The organism is Ruminococcus sp. RTP21198st1_G1_RTP21198_201120 (assembly GCF_040924265.1).
Classification (GTDB): domain Bacteria; phylum Bacillota; class Clostridia; order Oscillospirales; family Ruminococcaceae; genus Hominimerdicola; species Hominimerdicola aceti.
In genome coordinates this window covers 19482-42063 of record NZ_JBCOMH010000005.1, presented here as the reverse complement: position 1 = coordinate 42063, position 22582 = coordinate 19482, and the positions used below count along the sequence as shown (strand labels likewise).

16 protein-coding genes and 1 tRNA gene are annotated in these 22582 nt (G+C 43.7%); 9 read left to right on the top strand and 8 right to left on the bottom strand.

Features of this window, described 5'->3' with window-relative positions:
• Positions 1–10 precede the first annotated feature (10 nt).
• Positions 11–2182 carry a hypothetical protein gene (locus AB5627_RS04380; protein ID WP_368369692.1) on the top strand — a complete coding sequence of 724 codons (2172 nt, stop codon included), beginning with the start codon at positions 11–13 and terminating at the stop codon, positions 2180–2182.
• Positions 2183–2379: 197 nt separating this feature from the next.
• On the opposite strand, the gene AB5627_RS04375 is transcribed toward AB5627_RS04380, so the two are convergent.
• Both AB5627_RS04375 and AB5627_RS04370 read right to left on the bottom strand, forming a co-directional pair.
• Positions 2380–2784, bottom strand: a complete 405-nt coding sequence (locus AB5627_RS04375; RefSeq protein ID WP_022287877.1) for an ImmA/IrrE family metallo-endopeptidase — start codon at positions 2782–2784, stop codon at positions 2380–2382.
• Positions 2785–2787: 3 nt separating this feature from the next.
• Complete coding sequence (locus tag AB5627_RS04370) at positions 2788–3135, bottom strand: helix-turn-helix domain-containing protein (protein ID WP_022287876.1); 348 nt, start codon at positions 3133–3135, stop codon at positions 2788–2790.
• A gap of 318 nt (positions 3136–3453) precedes the next feature.
• On the opposite strand from AB5627_RS04370, the gene AB5627_RS04365 reads away from it, so the two are divergent.
• Positions 3454–3924, top strand: a complete 471-nt coding sequence (locus AB5627_RS04365) for a hypothetical protein (protein ID WP_288163254.1) — start codon at positions 3454–3456, stop codon at positions 3922–3924.
• 64 nt (positions 3925–3988) lie between these two features.
• On the opposite strand, the gene AB5627_RS04360 is transcribed toward AB5627_RS04365, so the two are convergent.
• From AB5627_RS04360 to metG, 3 genes are all read right to left on the bottom strand, one after another.
• Positions 3989–4606: a flavodoxin family protein gene (locus tag AB5627_RS04360; RefSeq protein WP_267300971.1), complete on the bottom strand. Its 618-nt coding sequence runs from the start codon at positions 4604–4606 to the stop codon at positions 3989–3991.
• A 288-nt stretch (positions 4607–4894) separates the two neighbouring features.
• Positions 4895–4971: transfer RNA gene (locus AB5627_RS04355), tRNA-Arg, on the bottom strand.
• Between the two features lie 46 nt (positions 4972–5017).
• On the bottom strand, positions 5018–6970 hold the full coding sequence (gene metG, locus AB5627_RS04350; protein ID WP_368369691.1) for a methionine--tRNA ligase: 1953 nt from the start codon (positions 6968–6970) through the stop codon (positions 5018–5020).
• A 727-nt stretch (positions 6971–7697) separates the two neighbouring features.
• Here metG and AB5627_RS04345 point away from each other — a divergent pair.
• From AB5627_RS04345 to AB5627_RS04330, 4 genes are all read left to right on the top strand, one after another.
• Positions 7698–9056 (top strand): MATE family efflux transporter, encoded by a 1359-nt coding sequence (locus AB5627_RS04345; protein ID WP_022287910.1) that lies wholly within the window; start codon positions 7698–7700, stop codon positions 9054–9056.
• A 15-nt stretch (positions 9057–9071) separates the two neighbouring features.
• The gene (locus tag AB5627_RS04340; protein ID WP_046441313.1) at positions 9072–9779 is read left to right on the top strand and encodes a histidine phosphatase family protein; all 708 of its coding nucleotides are present in this window, start codon (positions 9072–9074) and stop codon (positions 9777–9779) included.
• Between the two features lie 384 nt (positions 9780–10163).
• Complete coding sequence (locus AB5627_RS04335) at positions 10164–11927, top strand: ABC transporter ATP-binding protein (protein ID WP_368369690.1); 1764 nt, start codon at positions 10164–10166, stop codon at positions 11925–11927.
• Positions 11928–13703 (top strand): ABC transporter ATP-binding protein, encoded by a 1776-nt coding sequence (locus AB5627_RS04330; RefSeq protein ID WP_038672069.1) that lies wholly within the window; start codon positions 11928–11930, stop codon positions 13701–13703.
• 115 nt (positions 13704–13818) lie between these two features.
• Here the strand turns inward: AB5627_RS04330 and AB5627_RS04325 are convergent, their stop codons facing one another.
• Both AB5627_RS04325 and AB5627_RS04320 read right to left on the bottom strand, forming a co-directional pair.
• Positions 13819–14529: an NAD-dependent protein deacylase gene (locus tag AB5627_RS04325; protein WP_368369689.1), complete on the bottom strand. Its 711-nt coding sequence runs from the start codon at positions 14527–14529 to the stop codon at positions 13819–13821.
• A 65-nt stretch (positions 14530–14594) separates the two neighbouring features.
• Entirely contained in the window at positions 14595–15665 is a 1071-nt protein-coding gene (locus AB5627_RS04320; RefSeq protein WP_022287915.1) for a branched-chain amino acid aminotransferase, read from the bottom strand.
• Positions 15666–15978: 313 nt separating this feature from the next.
• Here AB5627_RS04320 and AB5627_RS04315 point away from each other — a divergent pair, with 313 nt between their 5' ends.
• The 3 genes from AB5627_RS04315 (at position 15979) to AB5627_RS04305 (ending at position 20976) form a co-directional block, all read left to right on the top strand.
• Complete coding sequence (locus AB5627_RS04315; RefSeq protein WP_333635185.1) at positions 15979–17775, top strand: L,D-transpeptidase family protein; 1797 nt, start codon at positions 15979–15981, stop codon at positions 17773–17775.
• Between the two features lie 67 nt (positions 17776–17842).
• A complete protein-coding gene (gene uvrC, locus AB5627_RS04310) occupies positions 17843–19684 on the top strand; it encodes an excinuclease ABC subunit UvrC (RefSeq protein WP_117891894.1) in 1842 nt (613 codons plus the stop codon).
• Positions 19685–19692: 8 nt separating this feature from the next.
• Positions 19693–20976 (top strand): folylpolyglutamate synthase/dihydrofolate synthase family protein, encoded by a 1284-nt coding sequence (locus tag AB5627_RS04305; protein WP_278946044.1) that lies wholly within the window; start codon positions 19693–19695, stop codon positions 20974–20976.
• 42 nt (positions 20977–21018) lie between these two features.
• Here AB5627_RS04305 and glpK read toward each other — a convergent pair whose 3' ends face one another.
• Positions 21019–22500, bottom strand: coding sequence for a glycerol kinase GlpK (gene glpK, locus AB5627_RS04300; protein WP_368369688.1), 1482 nt, complete (start codon positions 22498–22500; stop codon positions 21019–21021).
• Positions 22501–22582: the final 82 nt, after the last annotated feature.

Below are 22582 nucleotides of genomic sequence, written 5' to 3'. Positions count from 1 at the left end.
TAATCTTATGATGTATAAGATACTGAGAACATTAAATTTGAAGCGTAGTACGATAATAATAGCGATGCTTACATATTCAACCAGCGTGATTTTTTTCCTTTTCAGCTTTTATTATTTTACTTTCAATAATTATTTCTTTATGCCGTTTTTAATGTGGACATTTATTCAGACCAACTCCAAAAGGATCCGCTATTTTATTCCTGGCATAGTTTTGGCTTTTTCCCTGCTAATGGGCCATGTTCAGTTCAGTTGTTATTATGTAATGGTATACTGTATTTTTCAAGTGGTCGCTTCTGTTCAAAAGAAAAAGTTAAAAGAATTAGTTCCGCTCATGACAAATTTGATGATATTTATAGGCTTGTCAAGCGGGATAATAATTGGGTCTATGAAAGTGTCAGGCGACAGAAGTCTGATACTTTCAGGCAATGAGGGCTTTTTCGACCTGAGCGTAGCTATTTCAAATATTTTCAAGCCTATATGTATAGTTTTATTTAATAATAAGACTATATCATATGGTAATTATATGAACTATATTGGCTTGGGCTTTTTTGCTTGGTTTTGTCTGCTGTATGCTGCATCGGCCATAAAAACGCTATACACAAAAACGGAATGTGGCATACAATTAGCTGTTAGCAAACTAACTTCACATGGCAAGATAAGCAATAAGTCAAGACTGTTATTATATGGTATCCTTTATTTTGCTTCGGTAAGAGCGGCTGTATACTATTTGTTTGAACAATATCATTACTCACCAATAGCAGACGCAGTGATAGTTATTCTTATCGCTATCAGTGTTGTGTGTTTGTTAGTGCATGATCAGAAAACCAATACCCATTATATGACATCACATAAATTAAGAGCAGGCTGTGTGCTGTTTTTGATACTCCTGTTTCTTGTGCTAAAGCTTGATTTTGTATTATATCTTGCAGCTATAGTATGCTATATTCACTTTTTCATAAAAGGAAAAGGTCAGAACAAATATAATGAGTCAGAAAAACTTATGCACATTTTTCTTTTTGCGGCAGTGTTCTTTGTGATAATGGCAGAGGGAAGTGGTCACGGGATCGCTGATATATTAGGTCATCTGCCTTTTATCAGTGAATTTCGCTTCCTGTATAAATGTTCATTTATTTATGTGCCGCTTATAATAGTGACGGGAGCATATAAGCTAGACAGCATGAAAAAATATTACAAACCAGTAATAATTGCTTCATTGGTAAGCGTCATTTTTTCATTCGTTGCTATACTCTATTTCATGCTCTCAGGAACTCACAATTTCATCAATAATAAGCACTATGATTATTGGGATTATAAGAACATTAAGCCAGAAGTTGAAAGCTTGCTTTATGAAAACCATATAGACCATAATTATAGATTTCTCACGATAGGAAAGATCTATAAAGATAATATGACGTATTCTAATAATCCTGTTGAATATAGTTCTAAGATATGTTTTTATGGCTTTACAAAAAATATTTGCACCGAGTATGGCTTGTTTTCCTTAAATGGTTATGATAATATATTTTCCAAAAAAGGCTTTGATCAGAGCAATGCAATAATGAAGGATATATCCACAGAGGGTATGATGTGCAATATGGTAGCATCACCATTAAGTTATCTGCAATATATGAAAGAGCCCGAATGGATAAATAAGTTTGAAGATCAGATGATATCAAACGGAGTAAAATATGTTCTGGTCGATAAAAATAGTCCGAAAGCTATTGAAGCATTCACCAAAGTCATTGAAAAATGCCCTAAATTGACGATATCAACTGTGCGTGATTGGACGCGTGGTATGGAGCTTATAGAAATAGACGGAGTTTCTCCTATCTGTTCCTATGGGGATAATATTGAAATTCCGATAAAAGCAGATTTGGATACGCTAAATTTTGATGCTGACTTTGCTAAGGATACCGAGATAGTTGTATCAATGACCTACGTTGATAATTACAAATTGACATTATATCAAGACGGAAGATCAGTAGGAGATGCTAAACTGACAGAAACCTCAGATGGCTATATTTCAGCAGTTATACCTAAGGGCAATTATACAGTGCAATTAAGCTATGAAAACAAGGGAATGGATATAACAGTGCTCATTGCCATATTCACAACAATAATTACATCGGCAGCAACCATTTATTTGTTTTTGGATAAAAGCCCCAAGACAACTAGCACTTGATTTGTATATATCGCTTCGACTGCCACAACTGCACGGACGTTTTGCCACAACTTGTTGCTGACTTCACGTGGGCAGTCAGCGACAAGTTCGTGGATATATTGTGCGGTTCAATAGTGGCAAGAGCGCGGTTTTGTAACCGTTAAAGTGCGGTTTTAAGTCAGTGCAGTTGCGGTTCTGTGGGCGGTATATACATTTTTCTACCCAAAATAAACCCCATAATACCTGCAAGCCTTTATCATAAAATCCTCGCTCACATCAAAATGTTGCGCAAGCAGATAAATGCTGTCCAGATTTTTCTTTATGGCTTTGATAAGCTCGCTTTTCGGTATCAGATTTTCTATCGCCCACTTGTCTGCACGGTATTCATGCTGTGAGATGTTGTCTGCCGTGGCGTATCTGTTGTAAAATGCACCCTTTACGCAGTGACCTATCTCGTGAGCAGTGCGCTCCTTCAAAAGCCTTGCAGGCGTCTGGCTGTCTATGCCGATCGCACAGCCTCCTGCGCCAAAAAGCGATATCGCCCCGCACTTCGGACAATCAATAAAATCTATAGTTATGTTCTCTCTACTGCAAATATCATACAATTCCTGTATGTTCGTCATCTCTCACTTTTCACCAGCCTTTCTGCGCTTTGCTTCCTCTCTGAGCATGACCATTTCTGCATACTGCTTGACCTCGTCAAACATTTCGTCCGTCACTCCAAGCGTGCCGTTGAATAATGCATATTTCAGCTTCGTGTCAAAATCTTCTTCCCTGCCAGATATAAGATATTGTACGCTCACTCCAAATCTGTTCGCTATCTTTGTAGAATTCTCTGCGGAAAGTCGTTCCGTCCTGCCTTTGCTCAGCTCAGATAAACAGCTCCTCGTTATAGACAGCTCCTTGCACATCTGCGATACCGTCATATTGTTCTCCTCGCATAGTTCTTTTATCCTTTTGTACATTTCAGTCATATTTTCTTCCTCCAATTGTGATGATTTCACAAAAGATACAGAAGTCTGTATCAAATTTGCTAATAGCTATTGACTTTTGCAGAAACCTGTAGTATACTGTATGTATCGTTAGTACAGATATCTGCATAAAATCTGGATTTGATATAATTATAATACATTTTCCTGTAAAAGTCAAGAGGATAAACCGCCCCCCTTTTTGACATCTCCGCCCCGAGAGATATACAGAAAACGGTTATCTGAAATGTCATTGCTTTATTTTATTTACAGTATATCATACTAACTGTCCAAATGTCTGTACAAAAAGGCGAAAGGAGAAAAATGTACGATAATATAGATTATTCCGTAGAGGTAAATTCCATAAAAAGGCTTGCACCCTCAGCGAGCCGATATAATTTCAGAAGCGGTGGAAGCAGAGTTAATACAGCCGCACTGCGAAAGCTTTCACAGTATCGCAAACTAAGGTGGCAGGAGTGGAAGCTTAAAGAAGATATCTGCGAAATGTCCTCACAGCTTGCCGCAGTGGGGGAGCATTGCGGCAGGGTAGCCCACAGAGGGAAAAAACTTACTGACTTGTGGCTTGACCTTGCAAAGGTGCAGCTTCGCTTGAGAGAATGTGAGGAGCTTGCGGCAAAAATGCCAAAACGCTATCGTGGCGTGGTGAAAAGCCGCTATTTTGACGGCTCAAAGAAGCACCCACCTGAGTGGGGAAGCTCTGCCGCAGAGTTCGGCTTTCCCTTTGGAGGAGAAGAACTGCGCAGGCGAGTGACAAAGTGCCTGAATGATATATAACTAAAAAATATCCGTTCTGTTTTTTGCAGAACGGATATTTTTCATGTTTTCTTTATGTATAGAGTTATCTGATAAAATGAGTCCAAGCGTGTTCCTCGACCTCAGGTAAGCCGTATTTTTCTTTGCCAAGTGCAATGCTTTTCATAAGGAAAGTCATGTTTCTTGCAAGTACACGCATTGTCTGTTTACCCTCATCGTCCATTTCAGCCTCGCCTACTTCACGTCCGTGAATACTGTTCCAATACTGACTTGAGGCAATAGGCATATTGCAAATAGTGAAATACTTGTTAAGCTCATCAAATGTAGCCGAACAGCCGCCTCGTCTTGCACAAACTACACTTGCTCCTACCTTCATTGATTTGTCAAAATGTGTGCTGTAGAACAAACGGTCAAGACAGGCGATAAGAGTTGCATTTGCAGAAGCGTAATATACAGGGCTTGCAACAACAAGTCCGTCAGCCTTCTCAAACTTTGGTGCGATTTCATTTACCATGTCATTGAATACGCATTTGCCCGTTTTTGAACATGACATGCAGGCAATACAGCCACGAATATCCTTGTTCCCAATTAGAACAGTTTCTACTTCAACATCACTTTCTTTAAAAACCTTTTCCATTTCTCGAATGGCAATAGAAGTGTTTCCGTTTATCCTCGGACTTCCGTTTAAAATAAGAACGTTCATGTTAAATCCTCCTATGTATTTATTTTAATAATTATATCACTTGGAGTACACTATAAGTCAAGTGAATATTTATATGCTTTATTCTGAAATAATTGTTAATATGAGCATTTCCTGAAAAATCCGCCGACAAAAAGTACGGCGGATATGATACAGCTATATATATTGCAAAGCGTAAAATGCCCGCCACAGCGAACATATAACTCTCCAAGCATATCACGCCTATGGGCGGAAATAAAAAATTCCGCTACCATAAATGATAGCGGATATGGTACAGGGGCTCGCCCCTGTTGGTGCGCCTGACAGGAATCGAACCTGCGGCCTCAAGAGTCGGAGTCTTGCGCTCTATCCAACTGAGCTACAGACGCATATAAGGAGCGGAAATCCGCTCCTTGTTTTTTTTTATAAATTTTTTTATCTAAGCTTAGCTCCGCATGGCAAGTCCTGATCCGGGAAAATAACGCTTGCCGCACCGTCAGGTGTGTCAGCCGCACATATCATGCCGTTTGACTCAACTCCGCAAAGCTTCACAGGCTTCAGATTGGCTACAATAACGACCTTCTTGCCAATAAGATCTTCAGGCTTGTACCATGCCGCAATGCCCGATACTACCTGCCTGCCGCCAAAACCATCGTCAAGCTGTAAGCAAAGAAGCTTCTTGGACTTCTTTACCTTCTCGCAGTCCTTAACAAGAGCAACTCTCAGATCTACCTTTGCAAAATCATCTATGGTTATCTCGTCAGCTATAGGCGCAGGCTCAAATCTATCGTCAGCCTTTTCCTCAGGCTCTGCATTGCTGCCTATTATCTTGTTAAGCTCCTCGATCTCCTTGTCAACGTCGATCCTTGGGAAGATTATCTCACCCCTGTGAACTGTAACGTCAGCAGGAAGTACACCAAACTTGCCAGCGTTCTCGTATGTGATGTCGCTCTCAGCCGCACCTATCTGCTCCCATACCTTTGGCATCGTTGTAGGCATAAAGTTGCTGAGAAGCGTTGATACTATCCTGATAGTTTCAAGCAGATTGTAAAGAACTGTCGCAAGTCTTGCCTTTTTGCTCTCGTCCTTGCCAAGTACCCATGGAGCTGTCTCGTCAATGTACTTGTTAGCCCTGGATACTACCTTAAATATCTCAGCCAAAGCATTGTTCATCTGAGTCTTGTCCATGAACTCGTCTACCTTTGCAACAAGTCCCTTAGCCTCTGCGATAAGCTCAGCGTCAAAATCGCCCTCTTCTCTGTCAGCAGGAAGCGTGCCGCCAAAATATTTGTCAGCCATAGCTACAGTTCTTGAAACAAGATTGCCAAGACCATTTGCAAGGTCAGAGTTTATTCTGTTTATCATTATCTCATTTGAGAATGAGCTGTCTGCACCCAAAGCCATTTCACGCAGAATGTGATACCTGATAGCGTCAGCACCGTATCTCTCACCAAGAATGAATGGGTCAACAACATTGCCCAAAGACTTGGACATCTTCTGTCCGTTGAATGTTATCCAACCGTGTACAGCAAGATGCTTAGGCAGCGGAAGATCAAGTGCCATAAGCATTGCAGGCCAAATGATAGCGTGGAATCTCATGATATCCTTTGCTACCATGTGAACGTCAGCAGGCCAGAACTTGTCAAAATCATTGTACTGCTCGTTCCAGAAACCAAGTGCGGAAATATAGTTTGAAAGTGCGTCTATCCAAACGTAAATAACGTGCTTGTCATCAAATGTAACAGGAATACCCCACTTGAAAGTAGTTCTCGATACACAAAGATCTTCAAGACCAGGCTTGATAAAGTTGTTTACAAGCTCAGTGGCTCTTGTCTTTGGCTGGAGATAATCTGTCTCAGTGAGAAGCTTCTCTATCCTCTCAGCAAATGGCGACATCTTGAAGAAGTAAGCCTCCTCCTTAGCCTCTGTTACCTCTCTGTGACACTCTGGACAACAGCCATTCTCGTCAAGCTGTGACTCAGTCCAGAAGCTCTCACAAGGCGTGCAGTATTTGCCCTTGTATTCGCCCTTGTAAATGTAGCCCTTGTCATAAAGAGCCTTGAAGATCTTCTGAACAGTTTCAATGTGATAATCGTCAGTAGTTCTGATGTATCTGTCATAGCTGATGTTCATGTAGCTCCAAAGCTTTTTGAAAGTCTTGACTACCTCATCAACATATTCCTTAGGTGTAACACCCTTTTCAGCAGCCTTCTGTTCGATTTTCAGACCATGCTCGTCAGTGCCTGTGAGGAACATGACATCATAGCCCTGCATACGTCTGTATCTGGCAATAGAATCGCAGGCAACAGTGGTGTAGCAGTGACCGATATGAGGATTACCGGAAGGGTAATATATCGGGGTAGTGATATAAAACGGTTTTTTCTCCATATAAAGGACCTCCGTAAAAGAATTTGCATAAGCAGCATTTCTTATATTATACTACTTTACAGTGGTTTCGTCAAGCGGTAAAGCGAGTAAAGTGAGGAGTTAGGAGTGAGGAATGAGGAGTGAGGAGTGAGCAAAGCTGACCAAAGTTGTGCCCCCTGCACCGAGCGTAGCGAGAGATAAAACGCAGGCTCAAGCCCGGCGTTAGAGGGCTTGCAGGGTCAAGGGACAGAGTCCCTTGTGGGTTCTTAGGGCAAAGCCCTGAGCGGAGTATGAGGCAGAGCCTCATTCGGCGTAAGCCGACAAGGTGCAGATTAAAGTGTAAAAAGCACACGAGAGCCATATATCAAACAAACCCCATATCGGAGTACAAAATCTGCACCGCCCACCCTCGCCCTGAGCAAATGTAAATCCGCAAAGAGCGTAGCGATTTTGCGGCACAACAAACTTTCCCTAACAATCTGTAGGGGCTGGCGCCCTCGACAGCCCACCCCCCTTGACATTTTGCATTATTGTTTATCTCACAACCCTTGATAACCCCACAAACATCGGTAGGGGCGAACATCGTTCGCCTGTGCTCAGAACTTGTATAAATTCTGAATCATAGAGGACACCACCGATTTGTGCTGATTTAACAAATAATTCATACACCTTTCGTATAAAAATGTTATAATAAAAAGGTTAAAGTATATATTCTAAGAAAAAGTAACTCTAAGGTGGGAATCGTAAAATGGAAGAAGTAAGAGAAAATAAAATGGGAACGCAGCCCATAGGCGATCTGCTGTTCAAAATGTCCCTGCCGATCATGATATCCATGCTCGTGCAGGCTCTCTATAATATCGTCGACAGCATATTCGTTGCCAAAATAAGCGAGGACGCACTCACTGCCGTGTCACTGGCTTTCCCTGTGCAAAATCTTATGATAGCCCTCGGTGCAGGCACTGGTGTCGGTATCAACGCACTGCTGTCAAAATCACTTGGTGAAAAGAACTTCAAACAAGCCAACAGCGCCGCCAATAACGGCATTTTCCTCTGCCTTGTGAACTTCGTTATCTTCGTGGTTTTTGGTGCATTTTTTACCGAGATCTTCTATCGCTCACAAACCTCAAGCAAAATAATTATCGAATATGGCGACCAGTACCTAACCGTCATCAGCCTGCTAAGTATCGGTCTTTTCTGTCAGATGACCATGGAAAAGCTTTTGCAGGCTACTGGTAAAACTATCTATTCAATGTATACTCAGGGAATAGGCGCAGTGATAAATATTATCCTCGACCCTTGCTTTATCTTTGGCGTGGGCTTCTTCCCTAAGTGGGGCGTAACAGGTGCGGCTGTGGCTACCTGTATCGGTCAGTTCACCGCTGCAGCTTTCGGACTTTTCTTCAATATGAAGTTCAACAAAGAGATAACCATAAACCTTGTGAAGTATAGACCGCAGGCGAAAATAATCAAGAAGATCTACGCTGTCGGCCTGCCGTCCATCATAATGCAGTCTATCTCTTCTATCATGACATACGGCATGAATAAAATACTTATCGGCTTCTCAAACACCGCCGCCGCAGTTTTCGGTGTGTATTTCAAGCTTCAGAGCTTCGTTTTCATGCCTGTTTTCGGACTTAATAACGGTCTTATCCCTATCGTTGCCTATAACTATGGTGCAAGAAAGAAAAAGCGTATCACAGGTGCAATAAAATACGCCATGATATATTCTGTGTCTATCATGATAGTCGGCACTATCATAATGCAGATTTTCCCTGCACAGCTTCTGAAACTCTTTGACGCAAGCGATAATATGCTAAGCATAGGCGTAACAGCCCTGCGTATAATCAGCACACACTTCTTCTTCGCAGGCTTTGATATAATCATAATTTCATCATTGCAGGCTCTTGGCAGGGGACTTTCCTCTATGCTCGTTTCATTTACAAGACAGCTTGTTGTGCTTCTTCCTGTGGCGTATCTTCTTTCCCTTACAGGCAAGCTTGACGCTATCTGGTGGGCGTTCCCGATAGCCGAAATATTCTCGATCATGGCGTCATTGTTCTTCCTTAGAAGAGCCTACAACGCTGAAATAAAACCAATGGCAGACTAACTAGGAGGTATTTTTATGCGGCTTATTTTTATCAGACACGGCGACCCCGATTACGTTCATGATACCCTTACAGAAAAGGGCAAGCGTGAAGCAGAGCTTCTTGCACAGCGTGTAAAGAATTGGGACGTTTCAAAGTTCTACGTTTCTCCCCTTGGCAGAGCACAGCTCACAGCGGAATATTCCCTGAAGCTTCGTGGGGATACAGCGGAAACTCTCCCATGGCTGAGAGAATTTAACGGCATAATACCCACCTCTGATGGAGGACATCGTATCCCATGGGATATGTACCCCACCGAGTGGGCGGACAAAGAGATATACTATGACCGCAATAATTGGTTCAAGTCCGATTATATGCAAACAGGCAATGTTGAAGAACAGCTTAAATGGGTGCATGAGGGTATTGATAAGCTTCTTGCCGACCATGGTTATATCCACGAGAACGGTATGTTCCGCATTGAAAAGCACAGCGATGAAACCCTTGTGTTCTTCTGTCACTTCGGCGTATCAATGGTGATGATAGGACACCTTCTGGGCATTTCCACCATGAATATGTGGCATGGCTTCAATATGCAGCCTACCTCTGTGACGGTCCTCGGCTGTGAGGAGCGTGAGGGCGACTATGGCTTTTTCAGATGCCACGTCATGGGCTGTACAAAGCACCTTGCAGGCGGCAATGAACCTATCTCCAACGCAGGCTACTTCACCGATGTTTTTCAGGATTAAATAAACCCGTAAGGGTGACTTTTTCGCTCGCATATTATTGCATACAAAAATATCCTCTATCCGCTCTGTTATTTCAGGGCGAATATTTTGTTATACGAAAACTTAGTTTAATATAATATAACAGTCAAAGAAAACGTTTTATTCTAAATATGACTATTATTAGATAACAACATATTCATAATTTGTGAAAAAGCACAACAAAGGCTTCGTGTTTTCGTTGATTTTTTAGCTTGCTTTATGTAAACTAAATGCTTTTACCCCCTTGACTTTATTTTGAAAAGGGCTTATAATATCCCATAGCTTAAAAGAGTATGGGTTTCATATTTTTATATATGTGCCTATGAGAGCATGAAGTTTAGAAGAATAAAAGGAGAGTGAAAGAATATGTTCCAGCTTCAATGGATATGGCACAATCTGAAAGGCTACCGAAAATTCTATGTAACAGCCCTTGTGCTGACTATCGTATGCAACGCCTTGTATCTTACCACACCTTATTTCAGCAAAGAGCTTGTGGATAAGTTTCTTTCAAGCAAGGACGCACTTTTTAACCTTGAGCATGAAAGAAAGCTGTTCTGGCTGCTGCTTGCAGGCATGGTGGGCTTTACCCTGCTTAGAACTATCTGTCAGTACACCTGCAACATGACCTATGAATTATCATCTCAGGGCATGATATACAGAATAAGGGCACACCTTTTCAGACGTATCGAAAATCAGGATATGGAGTTTTATGACCGCAACCGAACAGGCGACCTTATGACAAGGCTCACAGGTGACCTTGATATGGTGCGTCATGCAGTGGCATTCGTTTTTAAAGGTATGCTTGAATCATGTTCGCTGTTTATAGCCTCATCAGTTTATTTCTTTATGGTAAGCTGGAAAATGGCACTTCTTCTGCTGGCTGTTACACCGTTCATATTCGGCGTGGTGGTGCTTCTTGATAAAAAGGCAAAGCCGGTCTACGTTGACCTCCGTGAAAAGCTGTCCCAAATGAATACAGACGCTCAGGAGAACATCTCAGGCAACAGAGTTGTAAAAGCCTTCGCCCGTGAGGACTATGAGATAGAAAAGTTCCAAAAAGCCAATAAAGAATACTCTGACGCCAACAAAAAAGCGTCACTGCTGTGGCTTAAATTCTTCCCTTATATGGAAGCTTTCGCAAACGCTTTGTCAGTTGTAATGCTCCTTGGCGGTGGATTTTTCCTTATAAAAGGGGAAATAACAATGGGCGAGTATGTTGCTATCTCAGGACTTATCTGGGGCATCGCAAACCCTGTCAGAAACCTTGGTATCTATGTGAACGATATGCAAAGGTTCATGGCTTCCGCAATGAAGGTCATCGAGATATACTATGCAAGACCTATCATAACCGACCGTGAAGACGCAGTTGACCAGACAGAAAGGCTTCACGGAGATGTCGAGTTCAAGGACGTTACCTTTAAGTTTGGCAAGCATATAGTCCTTGACAACGTGAACTTTAAGATAAAAGCAGGTCAGACAGTTGCCATAATGGGCGAAACAGGTTCAGGCAAGACCTCGCTTATAAATCTCATACCAAGATTTTATGATACCAACTCAGGAGAAGTCCTTGTGGACGGTGTGAATGTAAGAAAGCGTAAGCTCTCACAGCTCCGCTCACAAATAGGTATGGCAACGCAGGACGTCCTGCTTTTCTCTGATACCATAGACGGCAATATCGCATACGGCGACTCTGATATGTCCGAAGAGGACGTTAAGCACTATGCAAAGCTTGCGGCGGCAAACGAGTTCGTTGAGAAAATGCCTGACGGCTATGAAACTATCGTGGGCGAGCGTGGCGTAGGTCTTTCAGGCGGACAAAAGCAAAGACTTTCCCTTGCAAGAGCCTTAGCCATAAAGCCTGCCATTCTTATCCTTGACGATACCACCTCCGCCGTGGATATGGAAACAGAAAAGTATATTCAGGACAGCCTTAGAAACCTCGATTTCCCATGCACAAAGATAATAATAGCCCAGCGTATCTCCTCCACAAAGGACGCTGATATGATAATAATCCTCGATGACGGCAAGATAACCGAAATGGGTACTCATGATGAGCTTATAGCCAAAAAGGGATACTATTACGAGGTGTTCAAGCTGCAGAACGATGGCTTCGGAAAGGAGGCGGTCTAAATGGCAAGAAACCGTTATGACGTTGACGAAGTCCTTGAAACCCCATTCGACTTCGCCCACCTGAAACGCTCCTTTGTGTATATCAAAAAATATAAGGGCAAAATGATAACCGCCCTTGTGCTGAGCGTGTTCGCCGCAATATCAGGACTTCTCGGACCGCTCATCACACAGTATGCTCTTGATAATACCATACCTCAGAAAAATATGGGACAGCTCGTCCTGCTCACCCTCGCATTTGTCGGCACTATAGCCGTGTCCATAACATTCTCCACTATCCGTTCAAGGATAATGACAGTTGTTGGTCAGGATATAATCTTCGATATCCGTACCGACCTTTTCAAGCATTTGCAGGAGCTTCCATTTGAGTATTACGATAACCGTCCACACGGCAAGATCCTCATCAGAGTTGTAAACTATGTAAACTCCGTGTCGGATATGCTCTCAAACGGTATCATCAATGTTATACTCGAGTGCCTTAATATGCTTTTCATCATGATTTTCATGTTCTTTGTGAATGTGAAGCTGTCATTGGTGGTGCTTTCGGGTCTGCCGATATTTGCAGTCATAATGATGATGATAAAGAAAAGACAGCGTAAAGCATGGCAGGACGTTTCAAACAAATCCTCAAACCTTAACGCCTATTTGCAGGAAAACATCACAGGCGCAAGAGTGACCCAGATATTCACCCGTGAGGAAGAAAACGCCCAGATATTCGACAGACTTTCCGAGAAATATCGTAAAAGCTGGATAAATGCCGTGAAATATTCTAACCTTGTTTGGCCTGCTACCGACAACGTTTCTACTCTTGTGAGAGCCGCAATATTCGTGGTGGGTCTGCTGGTTCTGACCCCTGCGGCAGTGAGCCTTGGAACTATCGTTGCCATGACAAGCTATGCTTCAAGCTTCTGGCAGCCTATCATGAACCTGTCAAACATCTTCAATAACTTCATCAACAATATCGCCTACCTTGAGCGTATCTTTGAAACCCTTGACGAGCCTGCCACTATCGCAGACAAGCCGAACGCTCAGGATATCGGTGATATCACAGGCGAGGTAAAATTTGATGACGTTACATTCAGCTATGAGCAGGGCAAAACAGTTTTGGAGCATATCTCCTTTGACGTTAAGCCGGGCGAAAGCGTTGCCCTCGTTGGACCAACAGGCGCAGGAAAATCTACAGTAGTTTCTCTCCTGTCAAGATTTTATGACCTGGACAGCGGTAAAATAACCATAGACGGCAAGGATATAAGTCAGGCGACCTTGCATTCCCTCCGCTCACAAATGGGCATAATGCTTCAGGACAGCTTTATTTTCAGCGGCACTATTTATGATAATATCCGCTACGGCAGACTTGATGCAACGGAAGAAGAAATAAGAGAAGCCGCAAAGATAGTCTGCGCAGACGAGTTCATAAGCGAAATGAAAGACGGCTATATGACTGAGGTCAACGAGCGTGGCTCAAAGCTTTCAGGCGGACAGAAACAGCTTATCTCCTTTGCAAGAACGCTACTCTCCGACCCGAAAATACTTGTCCTTGACGAAGCAACTTCATCAATAGACGCACGAACAGAAAAGCTCCTTCAGCAGGGACTTCAAAGACTTCTTGTTGGCAGAACTTCATTTATTATCGCACATAGACTTTCCACTATCAAAAACTGCGATAAGATAATGTATATCGACAACAAAGGCATTGCCGAGTGCGGCACACATGACCAGCTTATCGCAAAGAAAGGCGAATATTACAAGCTTTATACCGCACAGCATATGGACGAATAAAATAGCATAAAAACACGGGTGGACACTGCCCCCTGCAAATGTGGCTATCCACATCTGTAGGGGCGAACAGCGTTCGCCCGTTTGTTATTTCACCCTGTTATCACGTTGTTTATCTTTACTTTATCACTATCTTATCCAACGTTTCCCCCACCTTGTCATGGATAACAAGGTCGCAGGAGCCGTCCATGGAAGTCTTGTCCCGATTTATCAGCACAAGATCATCCCCCTGAAAATATCTCACCATTCCTGCCGCAGGATAAACTGTCAGAGAAGTGCCTGCAATAATAAGCGTGTCGCACTGAGAAATCTCCCTCACCGCCTCCGTCACAGTTTTATCATCAAGCCCCTCCTCATAAAGCACAACATCAGGCTTGATTATTCCGCCGCAGGTGCATTTCGGAATGCCTGTGCTGTTTAAAATATCCTCCGCAGTGTAGAATTTTCCGCAGTCCATGCAGTAGTTGCGGTGTACGCTTCCGTGAAGCTCCAGCACCTTTTTGCTTCCTGCCGCCGTGTGAAGTCCGTCAATATTCTGCGTGATAACTGAAGAAAGTATGCCTGCCCTCTCCATTTCCGCAAGCTTGTAATGAGCCTTGTTAGGCTTTGCCGTCAAACAAAGCATTTTGTCACGGTAAAAATCATAAAATGCCTTTGTGTGCCGCATAAAAAACGTGTGGCTGAGTATCTGCTCAGGGGGATAATCATATTTCTGATTGTAAAGTCCGTCCATCGACCGAAAATCAGGAATGCCGCTCTCTGTTGATACCCCTGCTCCTCCGAAAAATACTATCCTGTGTGACTTGTCTATTATCTGCTGAAGCTCCATTTTTATCACTCCTATGAAAAATGCGGTCTATACCGAAGCACAGACCGCATTGATTATTCACGATATTAGTCGATCTTAACGATCCAGCCAAACTCGTCTGGTATCTTGCCCCACTGAATGCCTGTCATTGTATCATAAAGCATCTGTGAAACAGGGCCGATCTTGTTGTTGTTTATCTCCATTACCTTGTCGCCCCACTTAAGATGACCAACAGGTGAGATAACGGCAGCAGTACCTGTGCCGAATACCTCGTCAAGCTTGCCGTTGTCGTAAGCCTCAGCGATCTCCTCGATAGAGATCTTTCTCTCGCTTACCTTGTAGCCCTTCTTCTTGCATATCTCGATAGCAGACTTTCTTGTGATGCCAGGGAGAACAGAGCCAAGAAGCTGTGGTGTAACAACTTCGCCGTCAATAACGAAGAAGATGTTCATTGAGCCAACTTCCTCAACATACTTTCTCTCAACACCATCAAGCCAAAGTACCTGCTCGTAATCCTGCTCGTGAGCTTCTTCCTGACCCGCAAGTGAGATAGCGTAGTTAGCAGCAGTCTTTGCAAAACCTGTACCGCCTCTTACGGCTCTTACATACTTGTTCTCAACGTATATCTTAACAGGATTAAGACCGGTTGAATAGTAAGCACCTGAAGGTGAAAGAATAATGATGAACAGATAGTGGTCAGCAGGCTTAACACCTACATATGGGTCAACTGCGATGATAAATGGTCTGATGTAAAGGGAAGCGCCCTCTGTGTGAGGTACCCAGTCCTGCTCCATTTTTACAAGAGTTTTCAGAGCGTAGAGCATATCCTCTTCGTTTATCTTAGGAATTACCATTCTCTCAGCAGAGTTGTTCATTCTCTTGAAGTTCTCCTGCGGTCTGAAAAGCTGAACAGAGCCGTCAGCGGTACGATAAGCCTTAAGGCCTTCAAATATCTCCTGACCGTAGTGCAGGCACATAGCAGCAGGGGAGAGTGAAAGGTCGCCGTAAGGCACGATCCTAGCGTCATGCCAACCCTGACCTGCGTCATAATTCATAACAAACATATGGTCAGTAAAAATGTGACCGAAACCAAGCTTTGTTTCGTCAGCTGGTTTTTCCTTTGGAGTAGTGGTACGTTCGATCTTGATATCTAACATACAGATCCTTCTTTCTTAAATTAATGATCGGCTCGCCAAGCGAACCTTTACCACATATATTATAATACTTATTGTGATCTTTTTCAAGAGGTTTTGCAAAAAAAATTCCTTGCCACAGGAAAAATATGCAGGATAACATTTTGAAAACTGCATTTTTATACAACTGTATGAAAACTGTTGAGAAATCGTCATAAAATTGTCTTTATATTGTAGGAAATACTCCTTGAAAAAAAGGTGATAGTGTTGTATAATAGGGTAAAATAAATGTGAAACAAGTATATTATAATAAGGTTATATAAGGAAAGGTAATATTATGAACGATAGAGAAAGAAAGGATAATGAGCTTGGTATAGATCTTGATATGAAAGGTCTTACCCTCGACAGCGATGAAGCCGCAAAGCCGCAGGCGCAGAACCGCCCTATGAGCCATGAGGATATGGCAAGAATGATCGCTAAAAATATGGCAATGCAGGACGGCGGCTTTGACGAGCCTATCACTCCCGTAAGAGGAGTTTCAGACTTTGGCGAGGAAACTATCAAGCCTAAAAAGCCCAAAACAACTGAAACACGCAGTAAAAATGCAAAGCCTGCATCAAAGCAGACTTCAAAGAGCGGCTCAAAGAATGGGAAAAAGAAGAAAAAGAAGTCTTCGTCAGGAAAGACTGTCGCAATAGCAATATGCTCAGTTGTTGGTGTTATGATAGTCGCCGCAGGTGGTTTCTATCTGTGGGGCATGAATTCGTATAAGGATAGATTTCTTGGAAATACATATATAAACGGCATCGAGGTCAGCGGAAAGACCAAGGCGGAAGCCTATAAGCTCGTAAGCGAGCAGGCTGTTATCCCAAAAGCCATCACCGTTACAAAGAAAGACGGCACAACATTTTCCATAAAGCTGTCTGAAATAGGCTATAACGATAATACTCAAAACCTTATCACACAGTATTATACTCAGCAAAACCACTATTCATGGTTTTCTTCTGCCATGAAGCGTACGGATTTCACTTTTGAATCTAAGTTCAAGTACGATAAGGCTAAGCTTGAAAAGGTGCTGAAAAGAAAGGTGCTTGACTCCCAAAGCACAAAAGATCCTGAGGACGCCTATATCAAAAAAGGCGACGACAACAGCTATGTTGTGGTAAAAGAAACCACGGGCGACGCTGTGGAGGAGGGTAAGATAGACGAGCTTTATTCCTATGTGGAAAATCAGATTGACGACGGTAGCTTTGACGTTGATATCTCAAAGGCAGATTGCTATAAAAAGCCTGCCATAACAGCGGATATGCTTGAAGAGACCTGCAAGAAGCTCAATAACCTTAACGATATCGAAATAACATTCGATTTTATCTACACCACCGAAACTCTCACGGGTGATACTATCATGGATTGGATAACCTTTGACGAGGATAACGCCGAAGCCGGCTATACAGTTGATGAAGATAAGGCAATGGCATATGTTGAAGACCTTGCAGATAAGTATGATACCTATGGCAAGGACAGAGAGTTCAAGACCACAAAGCGTGGAACTATCACTATCTCCGAGGGCCAGGGCTGTTACGGCTGGTGGATAGACCAGCAAAAGACCTGCGACCTTATCGTGGACCTTGTTGAAAAGGGAGAGTCTGCCGAAACTGAGCCTGTCTACTATGTAAACCCTGACTCAGCCTATGAGTACACCTGCAATAAGGATTGGCGTACAGCCGATAAGGATTACGGCAACACTTATATCGAGGTAGACCTCACCGCACAGCATTTGTGGTATTATAAAGACGGAAAGCTCGCAATGGAGTCTGATATAGTTTCAGGCTATCCAAGCAAGTCAAGAAATACCCCTGGCGGTGTTTATAAGCTTTGGTATAAGGAAAAGGGCAAGACCCTCAGAGGCTCAGCAGACGGACAGTCTTATGCCTCATATGTTGACTATTGGAACAACGTTTCCACTATCGGCATAGGACTTCACGACGCATCATGGCAGAACGGCAACTTTGGCGGCAGCCGTTATAAGTCAAGCACATGGGGCTCACACGGCTGTATAAATATGCCTTTAGATAAAGCAAAATACGTTTATGACAAAATAGATATGGGTACTCCTGTATTTATGTATTGGTAAGAGATAATAGCAAGGCAATACGGACAACTCGTATTGCCTTTGCTTTTAGTTTCAGTTAGGAGAATTTATGTACATTACAGATGAAGACAACCCACGCCTGCCATTTCTGCGTGATAAAACTTCAAAGCTCACCACCTCGCCGGGCTGTTATATAATGAAAGACAAAATGAAGAAAATAATATATATCGGCAAGGCGAAAAATCTCCGCAACCGTGTGACATCTTATTTCAGAAAGTGTCAGGATCACCTGCCAAAGGTGTGGAAAATGGTGTCCCACGTCTATGACTATGACTTTATCGTCACCGACTCTGAGTTCGAGGCACTTGTCTTGGAGTGTTCTCTTATAAAGCAGTATACCCCGAAATATAATATCCTGCTGAAAGACGATAAGGGCTATAGCTATATCAGGGTCACAAATGAGGACTACCCACGTTTGCAAGCCGTATTGCAAAAATACGATGACGGAGCAGAGTATATAGGACCTTATACAAGTTCATTCGCAGTAAAACAAGCCGTTATCGAAGCCAATAAAGTCTTTATGCTCCCTACCTGCACCCGAAAATTTCCGCAGGATTTCAGAAAACAGCGTCCCTGCCTTAATATGCACATCAAGCAGTGTATGGGCGTTTGCACAGGAAAATTCTCCAAAGAGGAGTATAATTCTATAGTCCGTCAGGCGGTGGACTATATCCGAAACGGCTCGTCAGATTCAGTTGAAAGACTCACCGAGGAAATGAACAAAGCCGCTGAGGAGCTTGACTTTGAGCTTGCCGCAAAGCTTCGTGACCGTATCCAAGCCATACAAAAAGCCGCTGAAAGTCAGAAGATAATCAATGACGATATTCGTGACACTGATATAATCGCCATTGCTCAAAATGGCGAAATGGCTTGTGCCAGCGTTATAATGTATCGTGGGGGCAGACTTTTTGATAAGGCTTCCTATTTCCTTGGCGAAAAAGACGACAGCATAAAAATGCGTGAAGATTTTCTCATGCAGTATTATTCCTCCAAAGACAGCATACCGAAAGATATCCTCCTTGACGAGGATATCACAAACGGCGAGATAATAGAGAAATTTCTCCGCCAGAAGTATGACCATGCCGTGAATATCTCTACTCCGAAAAGAGGACAGTTTCTCCGCCTTACTACCCTTGCCAAAAGCAACGCCACCGAGTATCTCTCCATAAAAGTCGGCAGAACAAGCCGTGAGATAACCGCCCTTGAGGAGCTTGCCAAAGCATTGGGACTTCCCAAGACCCCGAAATATATCGAGTGCTACGATATATCAAACCTCGCCTCTACAAATATGGTGGCAGGCATGGTGGTCTTTGAAAACGGCAGACCATGTAAGAAGTATTATAAAAAGTTCTCTATCAAAACAGTTGCAGAGCAAAATGACTATGCCTGTATGCAGGAGGTCATAGAACGTCGCTTTAGAAACTACTTTGAGAAAACAGACGAGGGCTTTTCCATTATGCCCGACCTTATCTTGCTGGACGGTGGAAACGGCCACGTCAATGCCGTTGAGCCTGTCTTAGAGCGAATGGGCGTCACCTGCCCATTGTTCGGACTTGTGAAAGACTCCAAGCACCGCACACGAGCCGTTGCCACAGGCGGCGGAGAAATAAGCCTTGCAAAGTGCCGTGCAGCCTTTAATCTTGTTACCGCCATTCAGGACGAAGTCCATAGAGTAGCCATAACCTATCAGGCACAAAAGCATAAAAAGAATGCCCACCGACTTGAAATAACCAAGGTCAAAGGCATAGGCGATAAAAAAGCCGCAAAACTCATCACCGAGTATAAGACCAAAGAGGCTCTCAAAAAAGCCACAGTAGAGGAGCTTGCAAAGACCGCAGGTGTGAATATAGACACCGCAAGAGAGCTTAAAGAAATAATAGACGAAATGTAGGGATAACATTGATAGAAAATACCAAAGACATAGACGAGCTTGAATTTATAAACAGCTTTTCCCATTCAGGCAAGCCCGTGAAAGACCTGTCCAGAATAAAAGCCTTGCTTTCCGACCTTGGCGACCCACAGGACAGCCTTAAATTCGTTCATATCGCTGGCACCAATGGCAAAGGTTCAATGGCGCAGATGTTCAGCGAGGTCTTTCAGTGCGCAGGGCTGAAAACAGGTCTTTTCACCTCGCCTTATATAATAAGCTATACCGACAGGATAAAAATAAACGGTATTGATATCCCAAAGCCTGCCCTTGCGAAAATGGCGAAGCGTGTGAAAGCCGTCACCGATATGCACTGCGACCGTGAGAATTTCTCTCAGTTTGAAATAACCACCGCCATAGCTTTCCTCTATTTTGCCGAGGAAAACTGCGATATAGTCGTCCTTGAAACAGGTCTTGGGGGACTTTTAGACAGCACCAACGTTATAAAAACCCCTGTCCTAACAGTTATAGGCTCAGTGGACTTCGACCATACCGCCATTCTGGGCGACACCTTGGAGAAGATAGCCTATCAGAAAGCAGGCATAATAAAGCCCCACTGCCCATGCGTTTTGAGCGCAGGCAATGATATGAAAGTTATCCGCACCGTCAGAGAGCAGGCGGTGAAAAATCTTTCTCAGCTGGTTATCCCCGACATCAAACAGCTCAAACTTATAAGCTGTGACGTTTTCGGCTCAAAGTTTGAGTTCAAAGGACAGCCCTATGAAGTCACAATGGGTGGCGCACATCAGGTGCTGAACGCCATGAGCGTCATAAGCGGAATACGCCTTATCAACGATACCCTGAAAATTCCCCAGGATAAAATTTTTGAGGGCATCAAAAAAGCCCAGCTCCAAGGCAGAGTGCAGATACTCAGCCGTGAGCCGCTTTTGATACTGGACGGCGCACACAATCCAGACGGTCTGTCAGCCTTGGCAGGCGTATTGGAGCATTGCCCAAAACGCCCATGCTACGCCGTTATGGGAATGTGCAGGGATAAAAACATCACCGAGGCTGTAAAGAAACTCATACCGTATGTAGACAAATTCTACACAGTTGACGGTTTCAGCGACAGAGCCGAAACTGCCTCTGACCTTGCCGACATCATAACCAACGCAGGCGGCAGGGCAGAGCAAAGTCCAAAGCCTGCCCTTGAAATGGCACGTCAGCTAATAAACGAGAATCCTCACGGAGTGAATCTTATATGCGGTTCGCTTTTCCTATGTGCCCAGGTGCTTAATGAAATGAAAGATATATAACAGAAAGGGCGACCCACCCAAGGTCGCCCGATTTTTTTACCTTTATTCCCTAATAGCCGCCCCGACCGCTTTCTTCCAACCACTTATCAGATCACTGCGTTTACTCTCGCTCATAGACGGAATAAACTCCCTGAACTTATCCGAAACGCCAACAAGCTCTTCCATACTGCCCCAAAGCCCACAGCCAAGCCCTGCAAGATATGCCGCACCTGTTGCGGTGGATTCCACGTTATAAGGCCTTATGACCGAATGACCCAATATATCAGCCTGAAATTCCATAAGAAAATCGTTGCTTGCCGCACCACCGTCAGCCTTTATGCTTCCGATAGCCCCAGCGTCCTCCTCCATCGCCCTGAGAACGTCATAGGTCTGATAGCACATAGCTTCCAATGTTGCCCTGACTATGTGGCATCTGTTTGTTCCTCTTGTAAGCCCTGTTATCATGCCCCTTGCCTCAGGCTTCCAGTATGGTGCGCCAAGTCCCACGAATGCAGGCACAAAGTATACACCGCCCGTGTCCTCAACGCTTCTTGCAAGCTCCTCAGTTTCTGACGCTGTGCGTATTATGCAAAGCTCGTCACGAAGCCATTTTACCGCCGCACCCGATACGAATACCGACCCCTCCAGAGCATAATTCACCTTTCCTCCTATGCCCCAGGCAATAGTCGTGAGCAATCCATGACGGCTTTCCACAGGCTTTTCACCTGTGTTCATAAGCAGAAAACCGCCCGTGCCATAGGTGTTTTTCACATCGCCCTCACGGAAACAGCATTGCCCAAAAAGTGCCGCCTGCTGATCTCCTGCACAGCCTGCGATCTTTATCCTGCTTCCGAAAATGTTCTCCTCAGTTTCGCCCAAGTCACCCGAACATTCTTTGACCTCAGGGAGCATACAGCTGGGTATGCCCAAAAGTCCCAGTATCTCTCTGTCCCATTCAAGGGTGTGAATGTTGAAAAGCATAGTCCTGGAAGCATTGGAGTAGTCCGTAACGTGTACCCTTCCCCCTGTCAGATTCCATATGAGCCAGCAATCCACAGTGCCGAAAAGTATCTCCCCCTTTTCCGCACGCTCCCTTACGCCCTCAACATTTTCAAGTATCCACTTTATCTTTGTGGCAGAGAAATAAGGGTCGATAAGAAGTCCCGTCTTGTCCTTGAAAAACTTTTGCAAGCCCTGACTTTCCATTCGTGCGCAGTCCTCAGAAGTCCTTCTGCATTGCCAAACGATAGCGTTATAAACAGGCTTGCCGGTGTTCTTGTCCCAAAGTATCGTCGTTTCTCGCTGGTTAGCGATGCCGATAGCCGCCACGTCCTCCGCTGTTATCCCAGCCTTTGCAATGACCTCACGAGCAGAACTGAGCTGACTTTCCAGTATGTCCATAGGGTCATGCTCCACCCAGCCGTTGCCGGGGAATATCTGCGGATATTCTTTCTGTACGCTCGCAATCTTTTCACCCTTTGCGTTAAAAAGCACCGCTCTGGAGGAAGTCGTTCCCTGATCTAAAGAGAGTATGTATTCTTTCATAAAATTTCTCCTTATTGCAAAAAAGGGGCGGAAATCCCACCCCTCATTATTCTGTAAAAGTAACGTATATACGTCATTTGTA

What these genes read in the sequence shown, in the direction of transcription:
- AB5627_RS04380 (WP_368369692.1), top strand. Translation starts at nt 11, where the DNA reads ATGTATAAGATACTGAGAACATTAAATTTGAAGCGTAGTACGATAATA.
- AB5627_RS04375 (WP_022287877.1), bottom strand. Translation starts at nt 2,784, where the DNA reads ATGACGAACATACAGGAATTGTATGATATTTGCAGTAGAGAGAACATA.
- AB5627_RS04370 (WP_022287876.1), bottom strand. Translation starts at nt 3,135, where the DNA reads ATGACTGAAATGTACAAAAGGATAAAAGAACTATGCGAGGAGAACAAT.
- AB5627_RS04365 (WP_288163254.1), top strand. Translation starts at nt 3,454, where the DNA reads ATGTACGATAATATAGATTATTCCGTAGAGGTAAATTCCATAAAAAGG.
- AB5627_RS04360 (WP_267300971.1), bottom strand. Translation starts at nt 4,606, where the DNA reads ATGAACGTTCTTATTTTAAACGGAAGTCCGAGGATAAACGGAAACACT.
- metG (WP_368369691.1), bottom strand. Translation starts at nt 6,970, where the DNA reads ATGGAGAAAAAACCGTTTTATATCACTACCCCGATATATTACCCTTCC.
- AB5627_RS04345 (WP_022287910.1), top strand. Translation starts at nt 7,698, where the DNA reads ATGGAAGAAGTAAGAGAAAATAAAATGGGAACGCAGCCCATAGGCGAT.
- AB5627_RS04340 (WP_046441313.1), top strand. Translation starts at nt 9,072, where the DNA reads ATGCGGCTTATTTTTATCAGACACGGCGACCCCGATTACGTTCATGAT.
- AB5627_RS04335 (WP_368369690.1), top strand. Translation starts at nt 10,164, where the DNA reads ATGTTCCAGCTTCAATGGATATGGCACAATCTGAAAGGCTACCGAAAA.
- AB5627_RS04330 (WP_038672069.1), top strand. Translation starts at nt 11,928, where the DNA reads ATGGCAAGAAACCGTTATGACGTTGACGAAGTCCTTGAAACCCCATTC.
- AB5627_RS04325 (WP_368369689.1), bottom strand. Translation starts at nt 14,529, where the DNA reads ATGGAGCTTCAGCAGATAATAGACAAGTCACACAGGATAGTATTTTTC.
- AB5627_RS04320 (WP_022287915.1), bottom strand. Translation starts at nt 15,665, where the DNA reads ATGTTAGATATCAAGATCGAACGTACCACTACTCCAAAGGAAAAACCA.
- AB5627_RS04315 (WP_333635185.1), top strand. Translation starts at nt 15,979, where the DNA reads ATGAACGATAGAGAAAGAAAGGATAATGAGCTTGGTATAGATCTTGAT.
- uvrC (WP_117891894.1), top strand. Translation starts at nt 17,843, where the DNA reads ATGTACATTACAGATGAAGACAACCCACGCCTGCCATTTCTGCGTGAT.
- glpK (WP_368369688.1), bottom strand. Translation starts at nt 22,500, where the DNA reads ATGAAAGAATACATACTCTCTTTAGATCAGGGAACGACTTCCTCCAGA.